A 16,554-nucleotide genomic window follows, 5' to 3' on the forward strand; every position below is an offset into this window, starting at 1 on the left:
GCACGCCCCCGCGGCCTGCCGGCCCCACAGACGGACCCGCGCCCGAAGTGCGGGCCGGGATCTCAACAGGGACAGACAAGATGACCGATACAGCGGAAACCATCCTCGTCGGAGGCCGCATTTGGCAGGGCCTCGCGGAGGGCTTCGCCGAAGCGCTCGCCATCAGCGGCGGCAAGGTGCTCGCCACCGGCACGCGCGCCGAGATCGAGGCGCTGGCCGGGCCGGAGACGAAGGTCCTCGACCTGAAGGGCCGCCTTGCGATGCCCGGCATCAACGATGCGCACATGCACCTGCACATGTACGGCCTGGCGATGAAGGAGATCGACTTCCGCCCCTCGGCCATCTCCTCCATCCCCGAGGCGCTGGCCGCCATCGCGGAGCGGGTGAAGACCACCGCCCCCGGCGAGTGGATCACCGGCCGCGGCTTCGATGACGGCAAGGTGCCCGAGGGCCGCATGCCCACCATCGAGGAGCTCGATTCCGTCTGCCCCGAGAACCCGATGCTGCTCACGCGCACCGACGGCCACGTGACGGTGGCGAACTCGAAGGCGATGGAGCTGGCCGGCGTCACCGCCGACACCCCCTCCCCGGTGGGCGGGCTCATCGAGGTGAAGGACGGCAAGCTCACCGGCCTGCTGGCCGAGACCGGGCGTGACCCGGTCTACGCCGTGATGCCCAAGGCCACCCGCGAGGACCTGATCGAGGCCATCGAGCGCGGCGGCCAGGACCTGCTCACCTACGGCATCACCTCGGTGATGGAAGCCGCCATCGGCATCCGCGACGGCTGGACCGAGATGGAAGCCTATCTCGAGGCGCACGAGGCCGGGCGCCTGCCGATCCGCGTCTACGGCACCATCATGGGCGACAAGTCCCAGTCCATCGTGGACCAGGCGGCGGAGCGTGGCCTCGTCACCGGCGCGGGCGACGAGATGTTCCGCATCGGCGGCGTGAAGCTGTTCACCGACGGCTCGATGAGCGGGCGCACCGCCGCCGTCTCGAAGCCCTACGAGGGCTCCACGGACAATTACGGCCTGATGCTGCTGTCGGACGAGGAATGCGCCGCCCTGGTGCTGAAGGCGCACAAGCTGGGTTACCAGATGGCCATCCACGCCATCGGCGACGTGGCCATCGAGCAGGTGATCAAGGCCTATGAGGCCGCCCTCGCCTCCGACCCCGCCGAGGACCGCCGCCACCGCATCGAGCATTGCGGCTGGCTCACCGACGAGCAGATCGCCCGGATGAGCGCCATCCACGCGCTGCCCGCAGGCCAGCCGAGCTTCATCTACTACTTCGGCGACCTCTACCTGAAGTATCTCGGCGACCGCTCGCAGCATTGCTACCCGATGCGCAAGTGGATCGACGCGGGCCTGCAGCCCTCCGCCTCCACCGATTGCCCGGTGACGCGGATCAACCCCTTCCCGACCATGTACGCGATGATCGCGCGCAAGAGCGACACCGGCTCCGTGCTCGGCGCCGCCGAGGCGCTGAGCGTGGCCGAGGCGCTGCACGCCTACACCTACGCCTCCGCCTATGCGGCGAAGGAAGAGGGCATCAAGGGCCGGCTGGTGCCGGGGCAGCTTGCCGACGTGGCCGTGCTCACCCGCGACATCTTCGAGGTGGATGAGGCGGAGATCCCGTCGCTCACCTGCGACATCACGATCCTGGGCGGCGAAGTCGTCTACGAACGCGAAAAGGAGCTCGAGACCGCATGATCGGGCAGATCGCCAACCGGCTTCTCCTGTCCATTCCGGTGCTCTTCGGGGTGCTGCTGCTGGGGTTCATGCTCCTGCAGCTCGTCCCCGGAGACCCGGCGGTGGTGCTTGCCGGCCCAGCCGCGCCCCCCGAGGTGCTCGATGCCATCCGCAAGGACATGGGCCTGGACCAGCCGGTCCTCGTCCAGTTCTGGCACTATCTCAGCCGCGTCGCCGGCGGGGACATGGGCCGGTCGCTCATCTCCAACAAGACCGTGCTGAGCGAGCTTGGCGGCGCCATCGTCCCCACGGTGGAGCTGATGGTCGGCTGCCTGTTCTGGTCGATCCCGCTGGGGATCGGCATGGGCACGCTGGCCGCGGTGAAGCGCGGCTCGATCATCGACCGCCTGGTGATGGCGCTGTCGGTGGGCGGCGTGTCGCTGCCGATCTTCTTCATCTGCCTGCTCGCCATCCAGTTCTTCGGCGTCTACTGGCCGATCTTCCCGTTCATCGGGCGCGGCGGGCCGTTCTGGACCTATGACGGCTTCATGCACCTGGTGCTGCCCGCCGTCTCGCTGGGGCTGATCTTCATCGGGCCGGTGGCGCGGATGACCCGCTCCTCGGTGCTGGAGGTGCTCAAGCTCGACCATGTGCGCACCGCGCGGGCCAAGGGCCTGTCGGAGCGCTCGGTGATCCTGCGCCACGGGCTGCGCAACGCGCTCATCCCGGTGGTCACGCTGGTGGGGCTGCAGGCGGGCTACCTGCTGGGCGGCGCCATCGTGACGGAGACGATCTTCTCCTGGCCCGGCATCGGGCGGCTGGCGGTGGGGGCGATCCTGTCGAGCGACTTCCCGGTGGCACAGGGCACCATCCTCGTGCTGGCGCTGTCCTTCATCGTGATCAACCTGATCGTCGACGTGCTCTACGCACTGCTGGATCCGAGGGTGCAGGGATGACCATGACCGCTGACGCAACCACCCCCCCCGAGACCGCGACCCCGGAGGACGCGGCCCCCCCGCGCCGCGCCCCCTGGTGGCGGCGCCTGCTGCGCGACCGGGCGGCGGCGGCGGCGCTGATCCTGCTGGCGCTCATCGTGCTGGCCGCGGTCTTCGCCCCGCTGATCTCGCCGGTGGACCCCTACGCGAACTCGCGCAACGTGATGATCCCGCCGATCTGGTCGGACCGGGGCATGGCCGAGCACCTTCTGGGCACCGACGGGCAGGGCCGCGACATTCTCTCGCGCCTGTTCTACGGCACCCGTGTCACCCTGCTGATCGGGCTGATCGGCATGGGGCTGGGCGGGGTGATCGGCTCGCTCATGGGGCTGATCTCCGCCTTCTACCCGCGGCTGGACCCGTGGATCATGCGGGTGGTGGACATGATGCTCTCCTTCCCCGCCATCCTGCTCGGCCTCGCGCTGGTGGCGGTGATGGGGCAGGGGGTGGTGCCGGTCACCATCGCGCTGGGGGTGGCCTCCATCCCCGATTGCGCGCGCATCGCCCGCGGCATCGCGGTGGGCATCATGAAGCAGGAGTTCATCGAGGCGGGCCGGGCCGTGGGCCTTTCCGACCTCACGCTGTTCACCCGCTACCTGCTGCGCAACGCCATCTCCTCCATCATGATCTTCATGAGCCTGCGCTTCGGCCAGCTCATCCTGCTCGGGGCGGCGCTGAGCTTCCTCGGGCTGGGCGCCCGGCCGCCGCAGGCGGAGCTGGGCATGATGGCCGCCCAGGGGCGCGACTACCTGCTGTTCGCGCCGCATATCGCGGTGATCCCTTCCGTTCTCATCTTCCTGATCGTGCTCTGCGCCAACGTGGCCGGCGACGCGCTCAGGGACGTGCTCGATCCTCGCCTCCGGGGCTGACACCCCGGGGCGGGCAACACCAGAAGCCGCACACGCGGTCCGTTACAACAAGGAGAGTCCCGACAATGTCCTTCTCACCCATCAGACTGGGCTTCGCGGCCGCGCTGGCGCTGGGTGCGCCGGCGATCGCCGCTGCCCAGAGCTCCGTGACCATCGTGCGCGAGGTCGACAGCAACAACTACGACCCGCAGAAGTCCACCGCGCGCGCCGCCTCCGAGGTGCTGTTCATGATGGGCGACACGCTGGTGGGCCTCGACCCGGACATGAAGACCGTGGTGCCCATGCTCGCCGAGAGCTGGGACATGTCCGACGACGGCCTCACCTACACCTTCCACCTCAAGGACGGCGTGAGCTTCTGCGACGGCAAGAAGATGACCGCGGAGGACGTGGTCTACACCTTCGACCGCTGGCTGGACCCGGCCACGAAGTCCCCCGTCGCCTGGCGCGCCGGCGAGGTGGAGAGCGTCACGGCGCCCGATCCGCTCACCGTGGTCTACCAGCTCAAGGCCCCGCATTCGGAGCTGCTCTACCAGCTCACCCAGTCCTTTGCGACCATCATCGACAAGGCGAACGTGGAAGCCCTGGGCCCGGATTTCGGCGTGACCGGCTTCAACGGCACCGGCCCGTTCTGCTGGAAGGAATGGACCCCGCGCAACACGATGACCCTCACCAAGCACGAGGGCTACACTTGGGGTCCCCCCATCTATGACACGCCGGACGCGCAGGTGGACGAGATCACCTGGCAGATCGTGCCGGAGGAGAACACCCGCACCGTTGCCGTGCTGACCGGCCAGTCCGAGATCACCCAGTACGTGCCCTACATCGCCATGTCGCAGCTGCGTGCGGCCCCGAACGTGAATGTCGAGCAGTCCGACGCCGCGTTCTGGACCTACTTCATCGGCTTCAAGGTCGACAAGCCGACCGTGGCGGACCCGGTGGTGCGCGAGGCGATCAACCTCGCCGTGAACCAGGCGGCCATCGCCGAGGACCTGTATTTCGGCGAAGTGCAGCCGGCGTATTCCTACGTCTCCGAAGGCGCGCTGGACTGGAACCATGCCATCGACGACGAGCTGCCGAAATACGACCCCGAGAAGGCGATCGCCATCCTGGAGGCCGACGGCTGGAAGCTGAACTCCGATGGCGTGCGCGAGAAGGACGGCGTGACGCTGCAGCCGCTCGCCTATGTCTTCGCCGGCTCCACCTGGTCGAAGCTGGCCGAGGCCGTGCAGGCGGACCTGCTGAAGGTCGGCATCGACATGCAGATCCAGTCCTTCGACGCCACCATCGCCTGGGGCAAGCTGGCGACGCAGGAATTCGACATGTTCGGCATGTCCTTCCCCTACGTTTCCTCGGGTGACGCGCTGAACCTGTACTTCCGCTCCACCAACATCCCCAGCCCGAACCGGATGAACTGGAACGATTCGGAGACCGACACCCTGCTGCGCGCCGGCCTCACCGCGACCGATGACGCCGACCGCGCCGAGGCCTACGGCGAAGTGCTCAAGAAGGTCCACGAGGCCTATGTGTGGCTGCCGCTCTACCATGAGCCGATGACCATCGCCTCCTCGACCAAGCTCAAGCCCGTCGTGCCGCACAACCTCTACGGTTGCGGCCTCTACAAGGGCATCGGCATCGCCTACGCCGACTGATCCTCCGGCAGGAGACGCCGGCCCCCGCACGGGGGCCGGCCACCCAACCCCACGGAAAGATGAAGTGACATGACCGCTACCACCGTGATCCGCAATGCCGACTGGATCATCGCCTGGGACGAGGCCGCCGGCGCGCATTGCTACCTGCAGGGCCAGGACATCGCCTTCTCGGGCAACGCGCTCATCCAGGTGGGCGGCCAGTACGACGGTGAGGCCGACACGGAGATCGACGGCCGCGGCCGGCTGGTCAGCCCCGGCCTGGTCAACATCCATTCCCACCCCTCCTCCGAGGCGATGAACAAGGGCATGCTGGACGAGCTGGGCAGCCCGCGGCTCTACATGTCCTCGCTCTACGAATTCATGCCGCTGTTCCGCCCGGACGCCGAGGGCGTGGCGGATTGCGTGCGCGTGGCGCTCTCCGAGGCGCTGCTCTCCGGTGTCACCACGCTGGTCGACCTTTCGGTGGCACACCCGCAGTGGCTGGACCTGATGGCCCAGTCCGGCCTGCGCAGCGTCATCGCCCCCATGTACCGCTCCGCCCGCTGGTTCACGAAGAACGGCCATTCCGTGGACTACGAGTGGGACGAGGCCGCCGGCCGCGCCGCGATGGAGACCGCGCTCGAGGTGGTCGCCGCCGCCGAGGCGCATCCCTCCGGCCGGCTCTCGGGCATGATCGCGCCCTCGCAGATCGACACCTGCACGCCCGATCTCATCCGCGACAGTTTCGATGCCGCGCAGGAGCGGGGGCTGAAGATGCAGCTCCACGCCGCGCAGAGCATGGTGGAGTTCCACGAGATCACCCGCCGCCACGGCCGCACCCCCTTCCAGTGGCTCGACGACCTGGGCGTGCTGAAGGACGGGGCGATCATCGGCCACGGCATCTTCCTCAACGACCACCCGAGCGCGAACTGGCCGCAGGCGGAGGATTTCGCCCTGCTGAAGGCCTCCGGCGCCGCGGTGGCCCATTGCCCCACCGTCTTCCAGCGCCGCGGCATTACCATGCGCACCGTGGGCCGCTACATCCGCGCCGGCATCCCGGTGGGCATCGGCACGGACACCTTCCCCCACAACATGCTGGAGGAAATGCGCAACGCGCTCACCAACTCCCGCGTGATGTCCCAGAACGTCTATGACCTGCGCACCTCGGACATCTACAACGCCGCCACCGTGGGCGGCGCCGCGATCCTCGGGCGTAGCGACATCGGCCGCCTCGCCCCCGGCGCGAAGGCGGATTTCTTCATGGTCGACGTGAAGCACCCGGCCATGCGCCCGCTGCGCGACCCGGTGCAGTCCCTCGTCTACACCGCCGCGGAGCGCGCGCTGAAGGACGTCTGGGTGGACGGCCGCCAGGTGGTGCGCGAGGGCGCGGTGCTGGCCTTCGACCTCGACGCCGCGCTGGACGGGCTGGAGGCAGCGCAGCGCCGTGCCGAGCAGGCCTTCTCCGCGCTCGATTTCGCCGGCCGCAGCCATGACGAGGCGGTCCCCTTCGCATTCCCGATCCGGAGCGACGCATGAGCGAGACCGCCCTCCACGCCCCCTCCGCCCCGCCGGTGGCCGACCCCGACATCCTGCTCGACGTGCGTGACCTGCAGGTGCATTTCGACACCGAGGCCGGCACCTTCCGCGCCGTGGACGGGGTGAGCTTCTCCGTGAAGCGCGGCAAGACGCTGGGCATCGTGGGCGAGAGCGGCTGCGGAAAGTCGGTCACCTCCGCCGGCATCATGCGCCTGGTGCCGATGCCCCCGGGCCGCTTCGCCGGCGGCGAGGTGATCTTCGACGGCCGCGACCTGCTCAAGCTCTCCGAGCGCGACATGCGCCGGATGCGCGGCGGCCGCATCGGGATGATCTTCCAGGAGCCGATGACCGCGCTGAACCCGGTCTACCGCATCGGCGACCAGATCATCGAGAGCCTGCGGGTGCATTCCGGCCTCAGCCGGGCGGATTCGCGCAAGCGCGCCATCGAACTGCTCGACCTGGTGCGCCTGCCCTCGCCGGAAAAGCGGGTGGACGACTTCCCCCACCAGCTTTCCGGCGGCCAGCGCCAGCGCGTGATGATCGCCCTCGCGCTTGCCAACGACCCCGAGCTGCTGATCGCCGACGAGCCGACGACCGCGCTCGACGTCACCATCCAGGCCCAGATCCTCGAGCTGATGCGCGACCTCTCGGCGCGCACCGGCTCGGCCATCGTGCTCATCACGCACGACCTCGGCGTGGTGGCGGAGACCTGTGACGACGTGGTGGTGATGTATGCCGGCCGGGTGGTGGAGCGCGCGCCGGTGGCGGCACTCTTCGCTGCGCCCCAGCACCCCTACACCATCGGCCTGATGGCGGCTGTGCCGCGGCTTGACATCCAGTCCGACCGGCTGGAGACCATACCCGGCTCCGTGCCGCCGCCCTACGCGAAGATCGACGGCTGCCGCTTCGCCTCGCGCTGCCCGGTGGCCACCGACCAGTGCCGCGCCGAGCTGCCGCCGCTGCGCGAGCTCGCCCCCGGCCATTCCGTCGCCTGCTGGCGCGCGCCCCTGGAGGATGTGGCATGAGCACGGTTCTCGAAGTCTCGAACCTCACGAAGCATTTCCCGGTGCGCCGCGGCCTGCTGCGCCGGCAGGTCGGCGCCGTGCAGGCGGTGAGCGACGTGAGCTTCTCCGTGAAGGCCGGCGAGACGCTGGCCATCGTGGGGGAGAGCGGCTGCGGCAAGTCCACCACCGGCCGCGCCCTGCTGCGCCTGCTGGAGCCGAGCGCAGGCTCGGTGAAGCTCGACGGCGAGGAGATCACCGCCCTGCCGCCCTCGCGGCTGCGCGCCGCGCGCCGGCAGATGCAGATGGTCTTCCAGGACCCGTTCGGCTCGCTCAACCCGCGCATGACCGTGCGCGAGATCCTCGTCGAGCCGATGGTGCTGCATGGCATCGCCAGCGGCGCGCGGGCGGATGCCCGGGTTTCCGAACTGCTGCGCACCGTGGGCCTCGCGCCCTATCACGCGGAGCGCTACCCGCACGAGTTCTCCGGCGGCCAGCGCCAGCGCATCTGCATCGCCCGGGCGCTTGCCACCCGGCCGCGGCTGATCGTGTGCGACGAGCCGGTCTCGGCGCTCGACGTCTCGGTGCAGGCGCAGATCGTGAACCTGCTGCAGGACCTGCAGCGGGAGTTCGGCCTGACGTATGTCTTCATCAGCCACGATCTCGCCGTGGTGCGCCACATCGCGACCCGCGTGGCGGTGATGTATCTCGGCCGCATCGTGGAGGAGGCGGAGACCTCCGCCCTCTTCGCGGACCCGCGCCACCCCTACACCCGCGCCCTGATCGCCGCCGCCCCGCGCCCGGCGCCCGGCGCGGTGGTGGGCCGCGAGGCGGTGCGGGGCGATGCGCCGAGCGCGCTGAACCCGCCCTCGGGCTGCGCCTTCCACCCGCGATGCCCGCTCGCCACCGAACGCTGCAAGACGGAACGCCCGGAGCTGCGCGCCTTCGGCGGCAACACCGTGGCGTGCCATCATGCGGAACAGGCCGAGCCGCTGCCGCTGGCCGCCGCGGGCTCCGCGCCCTCCGCGCTGCTCACCCGGCGTCTGGAGGTGCTGGCCCGCGCCCGCGCCGCCAACGCCGCCTGAGTGCCTCCGGCAGGGGCAGGCCGGCGCCGCGCGCCGCTCGGGCCGGGGACACCGGAGTGACAAAGGGGAAGGGGTCGCAATGGGCGGCCCCTTCTTCGTCATGGGCGGCAGCGCCCGGCATCGGCATCCCGGCCGCTGCGCGTCAACCGGCTGCGAGGTGCCGTGGCAGGAGGGGCATGGCCGAAGCGTCATGGCCGCGTCATGGGGCGCGCAACGGCGCGTGGGCCGGCCCGCTCAGTCGGCCCGTCCGCCGTTCCACTCCCGCGCCGCGGCGATGAAATCGGCGAGATAGGCGCGCCCGGCCTCCTCCGTGCGGTGGGCGGCGAAGAGCGTGCGGTGCAGGCCCTGCGTGCCCAGCGAGCGCCGCGCCAGGTTCGTGTCCCGCGCCGCCGCGCGCAGCACCCAGTCCGGCAGCACCGAGACGCCCTTGCCGCTGGCCACCAGCAGCAGGATGACCGCCGTCAGCTCCACCGGCCGCACGTCCGCGGGCTCCACCCCCGCCGGGCCGAGGAAGCCGGTGAACACGTCCAGCCGCCCGCGCTCCACCGGGTATGTGATCAGCGTCTGGTCGCGGAAATCCTCCGGCTCGATCAACGGCTTGGTGGCGAGGGGATGGCCGGGCGCCGCCACCAGCAGCCCCTCGTAGCCGAACAGCGGCGCGAACATCACGTCGCCCGCCTCCACCGGGTCCGAGGAGATCACCAGGTCCACCAGCCCGCGCTGCAGCGCCGGGATCGCCTCGAAGCTGAGCCCGACGCGGATGTCGATCTCCACCTCCGGCCAGCGGGAGCGGAACCCCTCCAGCACCGGCAGCAGCCATTCGAAACAGGCGTGGCACTCGATGGCGATCAGCATGCGCCCGCTCTGCCCGCCGGCCATGCGGGTGAGGTCTTCCTCCAGCGCCTCGATCTCCGGCAACAGGCGCTGGGCCGCCTCCAGCACCTTCGCCCCCGCCGCGGTGAGCCGCAGGGGCCGTGAGTTGCGCATGTAGAGGTCCAGCCCCAGCAGCGCCTCCAATCCCTTGATCTGGTGCGACAGCGCGGATTGCGTGACGCAGAGCGTGTCCGCCGCCCGGGCGAGGCTGCCCTTCTCGTGAATGGCGCGCAGGCAGCGCAGGTGGCGCAGGTCAATCATCCGGGGGGTCTCCATGTGAGCGAACCTCATCTTGTCTATGAAAACAATGAAGTTGATTCAACTCCCGTCTCCGCCGACAAACTGGCCACAGAAGACACAGACATCCGGAGACCCCCGACATGCCCATGATCCACACGCTCGGCGCCCCGCGCATCGGCCCCCGCCGTGAGCTGAAGACCGCGCTGGAAGCCTATTGGGCCGGGGAGATCGACGCAGCCGCGCTGGAGGAGGCGGGCCGCGACATCCGCCGCCGCAACCGCGCCGACCAGCGCGCCGCCGGCCTGTCCTTCGTCACCGTGGGGGATTTCTCGTTCTACGACCACGTGCTGGACATGTCGGCCACGCTGGGCGTGGTGCCGGAACGCTTTGGGGCGGCGGAGGCGGAGGTCTCGCTGGACACGCGCTTCCGCATGGCCCGGGGCCGCGCGCCCTCCGGCGCCCCGGCCCGGGCCTGCGCGATGAAGAAATGGTTCGACACCAACTACCACTACATCCGCCCGGAGCTGGAGCCCGGCACCCGCATCCGCCTCGCCTCCACCCGGCTGCTCGACGAGGCCGCGGAGGCGCTGGCGGAGGGCCATCCGGTGAAGGCGGTGCTGCCCGGCCCGGTGACCTGGGCCTGGCTGGCGCGCGAGAGCGCGGGCGGCCCCACCCGGCTCGGCTGCCTGCCGGCGGTGGCGGAGGTCTATGCCGAGCTGATCGGCCGGCTGGCCGGCCTGGGCGTGAACTGGGTGCAGCTGGACGAGCCGGTGCTGGCCACCGACCTGTCCGGGGAGTGGCGCGCCGCCTTCGCGCCGGTTTACGCCCGGCTGGCCGGGCAGGGCGCGCGGCTGCTGCTGGCGGCCTACTTCGGCCCGCTGGCGGAGAATTTCGACCTGGTGCGGGCCCTGCCGGTGGACGGGCTGCACCTCGACGCCCTGCGCGGCGGGGACGAGCTGGAGCGCGTGGCGGCGGACTGGCCGGCACCGAAGGTGCTCTCCGCCGGTATCGTGGACGGGCGCAATGTCTGGCGCTGCGATCTCGACGCGGCGCGCGCCCGGCTCGCCCCGCTGGCCGATGCGCTGGGCGCGCGGCTGTGGCTGGCGCCGTCCTGCGCGCTGCTGCACGTGCCGGTGGATCTCGCGCAGGAGGAGGAGCTGGACCCGGAGCTGGCCTCCTGGCTGGCCTTCGCGCGGCAGAAGCTCGACGAGCTCGCCCTGCTCTCCGCCGCGCTGGAGGATGCGGGCGCGCCGGGGGTGGCGGAGGCGCTGGCCCGCTCCCGCGCGGCCCTGGCGGCGCGCCGGACCTCGCATCGCACGCGCAACCCGGACGTGCGCGCGGCCGCCGCGGCGGTGACCGCGGAAATGGCCCGTCGCGCCAGCCCGCATGCCGAGCGCGCCGTGCTGCAGCGCGCCCGGCTGAACCTGCCGCTGCTGCCCACCACCACCATCGGCTCCTTCCCGCAGACCGCGGAGATCCGCGCCGCGCGGGCCGCGCGCCGGCGTGGCGAGATCGACGAGGCCGCCTACCTGCGCCGCATCGGGGCGGCCACGAAGGAGACCATCGCGAAGCAGGAGGAGATCGGGCTCGACGTGCTGGTGCATGGCGAGGCGGAGCGTAACGACATGGTGGAGTATTTCGGCGAGCAGTTGCAGGGCTTCGCCTTCACACGGCATGGCTGGGTGCAATCCTACGGCTCGCGCTGCGTGAAGCCGCCGATCCTGCATGGCGATGTCTCCCGCCCGCGCGCGATGACGGTGGACTGGACGGTCTACGCCCAGTCGCTCACCCCGCGCCCGGTGAAGGGCATGCTCACCGGCCCTGTGACGCTGCTGAACTGGTCCTTCGTGCGCGACGACCAGCCGCGCGCCGAGACCTGCGCGCAGATCGCCCTCGCCCTGCGCGCCGAGGTGAGCGACCTGGAGACGGTGGGCATCCGCATCATCCAGATCGACGAGGCCGCCTTCCGCGAGGGCCTGCCGCTGCGCGCCGCCGACCGGGCGGAGTATCTGCGCTGGGCGGCGGAGGCCTTCCGCCTCACCGCCGGCGTGGTGGGCGACGCGACGCAGATCCACAGCCACATGTGCTACTCGGAGTTCAACGACATCATCGACGCGGTGGCCGGCATGGACGCCGACGTGGTGACCATCGAGAGCTCGCGCTCGGACATGGAGCTGCTCGACGCCTTCCGCGACTACGATTACCCCAACGAGATCGGGCCGGGCATCTGGGACATCCACTCGCCCAACGTGCCCTCGGCGCAGGAGATGGCCGGGCTGCTGCGCAAGGCGGCCGGGCGGATCGCGGCCTCGCGGCTCTGGGTGAACCCCGACTGCGGGCTGAAGACGCGCGGCTGGGCCGAGGTGGAGCCCGCCCTGCGCAACATGGTGGCGGCGGCGCAGGCGCTGCGCGCGGAGATGGCCGAGGTGTCGGCCGCCGAATAGGCGCCGGCCCGCGGCCCGGACCCCCGTCATATCCCCAGACCCTCCGGGGGTCCGCAGATGCGCCGTCGGTCCCCCCGGGCCGGCGGCGCATCCATGACCGGGTGCCGGCTCAGTCTGTGGCGGGTCCTCGCGGACTGCGGGGAGGCGCGCGGGGGCCTGGCGCGGCCGGCCCGGGCCGGCAGGTCGGCCGCGGGCCGTGGGGCGCAGTGATCCGGGGCAGTCCGGCCCGGCGGGGCCGGCCTGACGCTTCGCGCGAGCGGATCGGCCGACACCGAATGTCCCGCCCGTCGCAGGCGATCCCGCGCCGCATCACCATCGCGTCTCGAAGGAGGCAGGCTGCCGTCGGGGGCCGGGACCGTCCGATCGGTGGCTTGACATGCGGGAGCGCGGGTGAGAGCCGGCGGCTCTCCGGCTCTCCGGCTCTCCGGCTCTCCGGCTCTCCGGCTCTCCGGCTCTCCGGCTCTCCGGCTCTCCGGCGCGCGCGGGTGCCCGCATGAGGGAGGATGTGACAGGCGGAACGCGGGTGCCGGCGCGCATGATGGGGGGGCCCCGGCGCGGATGGCGACGCTGTCCGCGCGGCAGGGTCACCGCAGGCCGGGGAGGGGCGGGGGGCAGTCCCGCCTGCCGTGGGGGGGCGCCTCGCGCTCTCCCGCGCAGTGTCAGGCGGGGGTGCTCCGGCGTGCGGAGGGGGCGAAGGGGGCGCGCAGGCCGAGGGGTTCGAGATCGAATGTCAGGCTCACGTGGAAGAAGTCATCCGTCGTGTCCTGCCGCAGGGTGGCGTAGAGCTGGCCGGCGAAACCCTCGATGAGGTGGGAGCCGACCCCAGTGCTCTGGGCCAGCGGCTGCGCGTCCGGCGCTGCCGTCATGGAGTTCGACACCCGCAGGGTCACCCGGCCGGTGTCGATCTCGCGCAGGCTCACCTTCAGCGTGCCGCCATTGGCGCCGAGCCCGTGCTTGATGGCGTTGGTCACCGTCTCGCTCACGAAGAGGGTCACCGGCACGGCCTGGTCCGGGGTGAGCTCGACGGGGGCGATGTCGAGCACCGTCTGCACCTTGCCGGAGGTGTCCACCGCCGCGTGCACCAGGTTCTGCACGATGTCGGACAGGACGGTGTCGGCGCGGATGGACACGAAATCCGCCGAGGTGTAGAGCCGGGCATGCACGGCCGCGAGGCTGGACACCCGCTCCTGCAGCCGCTTCAGCGCATTGCGCACGTCTCCCGAGCGGGAGTGGCGCACCTGCATGTTCATGATGCTCACGATGAGCTGGAGGTTGTTCTTCACCCGGTGATTGATCTCGCGCAGCAGGATGGTCTTCTCCTCCAGCGCGCGCTGCTGCTCGGTCTCGTCCTGGGTGATGGTGGAGGTGAGCGAGGCGAAGCGCGAGCCGAGGGCGCGGATCTCCTCCGGGGCGTCGCGCAGGATCAGCCCCTCGATGTTGCGCTTGCCGCCCTCGAACTCCGACATCATCCGCACCAGCCGCGTCACGTGGCGGATCACCAGCCGGTGCATCGCGAGATAGGACACCGCGAGCCCGATGAGCCACATCGTCACCGGCACGATCAGCGCGCTGAACACGTCGGCGAAAGCGCTGGGCTGGCCGTTGGCGGTGCTCCAGGTGGCGACGGCGTAGATGTCGCCGTCCAGCACGCTCGCCACCGAGAAGGTGCTGGTCCGCCCGTCGGCGAGCGGTGCGACGAAGGTGGAGCCGCCGCCCTGCAGATGCGGCTTCAGCGCCCAGGCCGGGGGCAGCTCGATGCGGGACTTCTCCTCCTTGCGCCGGGCGACGACGTTCCCGTCACCATCGACCAGCACCATGTCGAACACATTCTCGCCGTCCTGCGCCAGCGCCCGCGCGGTCACCACGCCGTAGGGGATGGAGATCATCAGGAAGCCGCGCACCGTGCCGCCTTCGCTGATCGGCTCGGTGATCTGCAGGATCTTCTGCTTCGAGACCGGGCCGTATTCCAGCACCCGGGCCATCGGCCGCGGACGCTCCAGCAACCGCACGAAGCGCGCGTTCTTGCTCAGGTCGAACCCGTCGCCGGAGGAGACACAGTTCATCTTGCCGTCCAGCCCGATGAACCCGGCGAAGGTGTAGGTGACAGAGCGCGAGGCGAACTGCTCCAGCGTGTCGCTGCACAGCGGGCTGTCGGGCCCGGCGTGCAGCGCCGCGGTGCCGAGCGCGCGCGCGACCCCGCGCGCCGTGTCGATGATCGCGCTCTCCACGCCGGCGGCATGGATCGTCTCGCCCAGGAGCGCGGCCGCCTGAAGCTTCCGGCCTTCCTCGACCGAATTCAGCGCCTGCAGCACGGCGATCACGCCGATCGGAAACACCGCGATGGTGAGCAGGAAGGCAATCTGCTTGTAGAGGCTGGCATTCCGGACCCGGGAAAACTGCCTCGGCCAGCCTGGTTTCATGAGAGTGTGGATGCCGAGAGGACAGCCAGTGTCGACGCGTCGGCCGTCCCGATCTCCTCGGCGGACATCTCCATGATCTGGGCCAGCTTCGTGCGGCCCCGGTTCACCCGGCTCTTCATCGTGCCGATGGCGCAGTCGCAGATGCGCGCGGCCTCCTCATAGGAGAAGCCGGAGGCGCCCACGAGGATCAGTGCCTCGCGCTGGTCGTCGGGCAGGGTGGAGAAGGCCTTCTTGAAGTCGTTGAACTCCATGGCCGAATCCTGCGTGGGCTTCTGCATCAGCTTGCCGGAGAACACGCCGTCCACGTCCTGCACCTCGCGCTTTCCCTTGCGCATGTTCGAATAGAAGGTGTTGCGCAGGATGATGAACAGCCAGGCGCGCAGGTTGGTTCCTTCCTTGAACTTGTCGAAATTCGTCCAGGCCTTCACGATGGTATCCTGCACGAGATCGTCCGCGGCGGAATGATCGCGGGTGAGCGAGCGCGCAAAGGCGCGCATCGACGGGATCAGCGTGACCAGTTCTTCGCGGGGGTCAAGCTTATCGGTCATCGTCGGACTTTCCCTTGGGCTCGCCCGCCTTCAGCTGGGCAAGAAGGTCCGTGAACCGGTCCGGCAGCGCCTCGGACACGGCCTCATTGTAGACTTTCCGCAAGTTCTCCTCGATTTGCCGGTCGATCGCATCGCGACCCGGATCAGCGGCAGACAGATCTTTCCGCACCATTTCGAACCCTAACTTTTTTGCGCAGCGCATTCGCGTGTTGGGAACCAAACGCACCGACGCTGCGTTGGTTCCCCCAATGAGCTCAAAAAATCCTGAGAGGACTTTGTAAATGCCCCAGGCCCAGACCGCCACCGATCTGTCTTCCACCATCGCGGCGGAATTGCCTTACCTCCGTCGCTATGCCCGTGCCCTCACCGGCACCCAGGCGCGCGGAGACGGGTATGCCGCGGCCACTCTCGAAGCGCTGATCGCGGATCGCGAAGCCTTCGACGTGTCGCTCGCGCCGCGCGTTGCCCTCTTCAAGGTCTTCCACACGATCTGGAGCACCTCGGGCGGCGCCATCGAGGAGCCGGCGGAGGACATCGACCCGCTGGAGCGGGTGGCGCAGCAGCGTCTGGCCGACCTCACCCCACATACGCGTGAGGCCGTGCTGCTGAGTGCGCTGGAAGGATTCGGGACACCGGAGATCTCCGCAGTGATGAACGTATCCGAAGCCGAGGCAGACAATCTGGTCCGCATTGGTGAAGAAGAAGTTAAGAGCCGCCTCACCGGCCGCATCCTGATCATCGAGGACGAGCCGATCATCGCCATGGACATCCGCTCCATCGTGACCGCGATGGACCACGCCTGTGTCGGCATCGCCCGCACCCGCGACGAGGCGGTGCGCATGTATGCCGAGAACGAGGTCGACCTCGTGCTGGCCGACATCCAGCTCGCCGACGGCTCCTCGGGCATCGACGCCGCGCATGACATCCTCAGCGTGAATTCGGCCACTCCGATCATCTTCATCACCGCCTTCCCCGAGCGCCTGCTCACCGGCGAGCGCCCGGAGCCGACGTTCCTGATCTCCAAGCCCTTCAAGGAAGAGCAGGTGCGGGCCGCCGTCAGCCAGGCGCTGTTCTTCTCCTCCACGGCGCGGATGAGCTGAGCGCCCGTTCCCCGGGTTCCGGCCCCGGCGGGAGACATGAAAAGCCCCCCGGCCGTGTGGCCGGGGGGCTTTTTTCGTGCGGTGGTCAGGGCGCGCGCCGGTCTCGCCTCGCCCGTCATGCCTC

13 protein-coding genes are annotated in these 16,554 nt (G+C 69.9%); 9 read left to right on the forward strand and 4 right to left on the reverse strand.

Features of this window, described 5'->3' with window-relative positions; all coding sequences use genetic code 11:
* Nucleotides 1-80 precede the first annotated feature (80 nt).
* From FDP22_RS07950 to FDP22_RS07980, 7 genes are all read left to right on the forward strand, one after another.
* On the forward strand, nt 81-1,712 hold the full coding sequence (locus FDP22_RS07950) for an amidohydrolase (protein ID WP_138572230.1): 1,632 nt from the start codon (nt 81-83) through the stop codon (nt 1,710-1,712).
* Nucleotides 1,709-2,647 carry an ABC transporter permease gene (locus FDP22_RS07955; protein WP_138572229.1) on the forward strand — a complete coding sequence of 313 codons (939 nt, stop codon included), beginning with the start codon at nt 1,709-1,711 and terminating at the stop codon, nt 2,645-2,647. Before FDP22_RS07950 ends, FDP22_RS07955 begins: the two co-directional genes overlap by 4 nt.
* A gap of 2 nt (nt 2,648-2,649) precedes the next feature.
* Entirely contained in the window at nt 2,650-3,555 is a 906-nt protein-coding gene (locus tag FDP22_RS07960) for an ABC transporter permease (RefSeq protein WP_138572228.1), read from the forward strand.
* Nucleotides 3,556-3,620: 65 nt separating this feature from the next.
* Nucleotides 3,621-5,204: an ABC transporter substrate-binding protein gene (locus tag FDP22_RS07965; protein ID WP_138572227.1), complete on the forward strand. Its 1,584-nt coding sequence runs from the start codon at nt 3,621-3,623 to the stop codon at nt 5,202-5,204.
* Between the two features lie 69 nt (nt 5,205-5,273).
* Nucleotides 5,274-6,719, forward strand: a complete 1,446-nt coding sequence (locus FDP22_RS07970; protein WP_138572226.1) for an amidohydrolase family protein — start codon at nt 5,274-5,276, stop codon at nt 6,717-6,719.
* On the forward strand, nt 6,716-7,744 hold the full coding sequence (locus FDP22_RS07975) for an ABC transporter ATP-binding protein (protein ID WP_138572225.1): 1,029 nt from the start codon (nt 6,716-6,718) through the stop codon (nt 7,742-7,744). Before FDP22_RS07970 ends, FDP22_RS07975 begins: the two co-directional genes overlap by 4 nt.
* Complete coding sequence (locus FDP22_RS07980) at nt 7,741-8,805, forward strand: ABC transporter ATP-binding protein (RefSeq protein WP_138572224.1); 1,065 nt, start codon at nt 7,741-7,743, stop codon at nt 8,803-8,805. Before FDP22_RS07975 ends, FDP22_RS07980 begins: the two co-directional genes overlap by 4 nt.
* Before the next feature lie 234 nt (nt 8,806-9,039).
* Here the strand turns inward: FDP22_RS07980 and FDP22_RS07985 are convergent, their stop codons facing one another.
* Nucleotides 9,040-9,939, reverse strand: coding sequence for a LysR family transcriptional regulator (locus FDP22_RS07985; protein WP_138572223.1), 900 nt, complete (start codon nt 9,937-9,939; stop codon nt 9,040-9,042).
* A gap of 119 nt (nt 9,940-10,058) precedes the next feature.
* Between FDP22_RS07985 and metE the strand changes: the two genes are divergently transcribed.
* Complete coding sequence (gene metE, locus FDP22_RS07990; protein WP_138572222.1) at nt 10,059-12,362, forward strand: 5-methyltetrahydropteroyltriglutamate--homocysteine S-methyltransferase; 2,304 nt, start codon at nt 10,059-10,061, stop codon at nt 12,360-12,362.
* A gap of 659 nt (nt 12,363-13,021) precedes the next feature.
* On the opposite strand, the gene FDP22_RS07995 is transcribed toward metE, so the two are convergent.
* From FDP22_RS07995 to FDP22_RS25250, 3 genes are read right to left on the reverse strand one after another with little or no spacing between them, the layout of a single operon-like run.
* Nucleotides 13,022-14,782, reverse strand: a complete 1,761-nt coding sequence (locus FDP22_RS07995) for a sensor histidine kinase (protein WP_138572221.1) — start codon at nt 14,780-14,782, stop codon at nt 13,022-13,024.
* Complete coding sequence (locus FDP22_RS08000; RefSeq protein WP_138572220.1) at nt 14,779-15,330, reverse strand: RNA polymerase sigma factor; 552 nt, start codon at nt 15,328-15,330, stop codon at nt 14,779-14,781. Before FDP22_RS08000 ends, FDP22_RS07995 begins: the two co-directional genes overlap by 4 nt.
* The gene (locus tag FDP22_RS25250) at nt 15,320-15,634 is read right to left on the reverse strand and encodes a NepR family anti-sigma factor (RefSeq protein WP_346728833.1); all 315 of its coding nucleotides are present in this window, start codon (nt 15,632-15,634) and stop codon (nt 15,320-15,322) included. The genes FDP22_RS08000 and FDP22_RS25250 overlap by 11 nt, the downstream gene beginning before the upstream one ends.
* Here FDP22_RS25250 and FDP22_RS08010 point away from each other — a divergent pair.
* Nucleotides 15,612-16,430 (forward strand): response regulator, encoded by an 819-nt coding sequence (locus FDP22_RS08010; protein ID WP_138572219.1) that lies wholly within the window; start codon nt 15,612-15,614, stop codon nt 16,428-16,430. The genes FDP22_RS25250 and FDP22_RS08010 overlap by 23 nt on opposite strands.
* The last annotated feature ends 124 nt before the right edge of the window (nt 16,431-16,554 follow it).

This window comes from Paroceanicella profunda, assembly GCF_005887635.2.
In the GTDB taxonomy this organism is placed as follows: Bacteria; Pseudomonadota; Alphaproteobacteria; order Rhodobacterales; family Rhodobacteraceae; genus Paroceanicella; species Paroceanicella profunda.

Coding starts and splice junctions, on each gene's coding strand:
- FDP22_RS07950 (WP_138572230.1), top strand. CDS start 81: ATGACCGATACAGCGGAAACCATCCTCGTCGGAGGCCGCATTTGGCAG.
- FDP22_RS07955 (WP_138572229.1), top strand. CDS start 1,709: ATGATCGGGCAGATCGCCAACCGGCTTCTCCTGTCCATTCCGGTGCTC.
- FDP22_RS07960 (WP_138572228.1), top strand. CDS start 2,650: ATGACCGCTGACGCAACCACCCCCCCCGAGACCGCGACCCCGGAGGAC.
- FDP22_RS07965 (WP_138572227.1), top strand. CDS start 3,621: ATGTCCTTCTCACCCATCAGACTGGGCTTCGCGGCCGCGCTGGCGCTG.
- FDP22_RS07970 (WP_138572226.1), top strand. CDS start 5,274: ATGACCGCTACCACCGTGATCCGCAATGCCGACTGGATCATCGCCTGG.
- FDP22_RS07975 (WP_138572225.1), top strand. CDS start 6,716: ATGAGCGAGACCGCCCTCCACGCCCCCTCCGCCCCGCCGGTGGCCGAC.
- FDP22_RS07980 (WP_138572224.1), top strand. CDS start 7,741: ATGAGCACGGTTCTCGAAGTCTCGAACCTCACGAAGCATTTCCCGGTG.
- FDP22_RS07985 (WP_138572223.1), bottom strand. CDS start 9,939: ATGATTGACCTGCGCCACCTGCGCTGCCTGCGCGCCATTCACGAGAAG.
- metE (WP_138572222.1), top strand. CDS start 10,059: ATGCCCATGATCCACACGCTCGGCGCCCCGCGCATCGGCCCCCGCCGT.
- FDP22_RS07995 (WP_138572221.1), bottom strand. CDS start 14,782: ATGAAACCAGGCTGGCCGAGGCAGTTTTCCCGGGTCCGGAATGCCAGC.
- FDP22_RS08000 (WP_138572220.1), bottom strand. CDS start 15,330: ATGACCGATAAGCTTGACCCCCGCGAAGAACTGGTCACGCTGATCCCG.
- FDP22_RS08010 (WP_138572219.1), top strand. CDS start 15,612: ATGCCCCAGGCCCAGACCGCCACCGATCTGTCTTCCACCATCGCGGCG.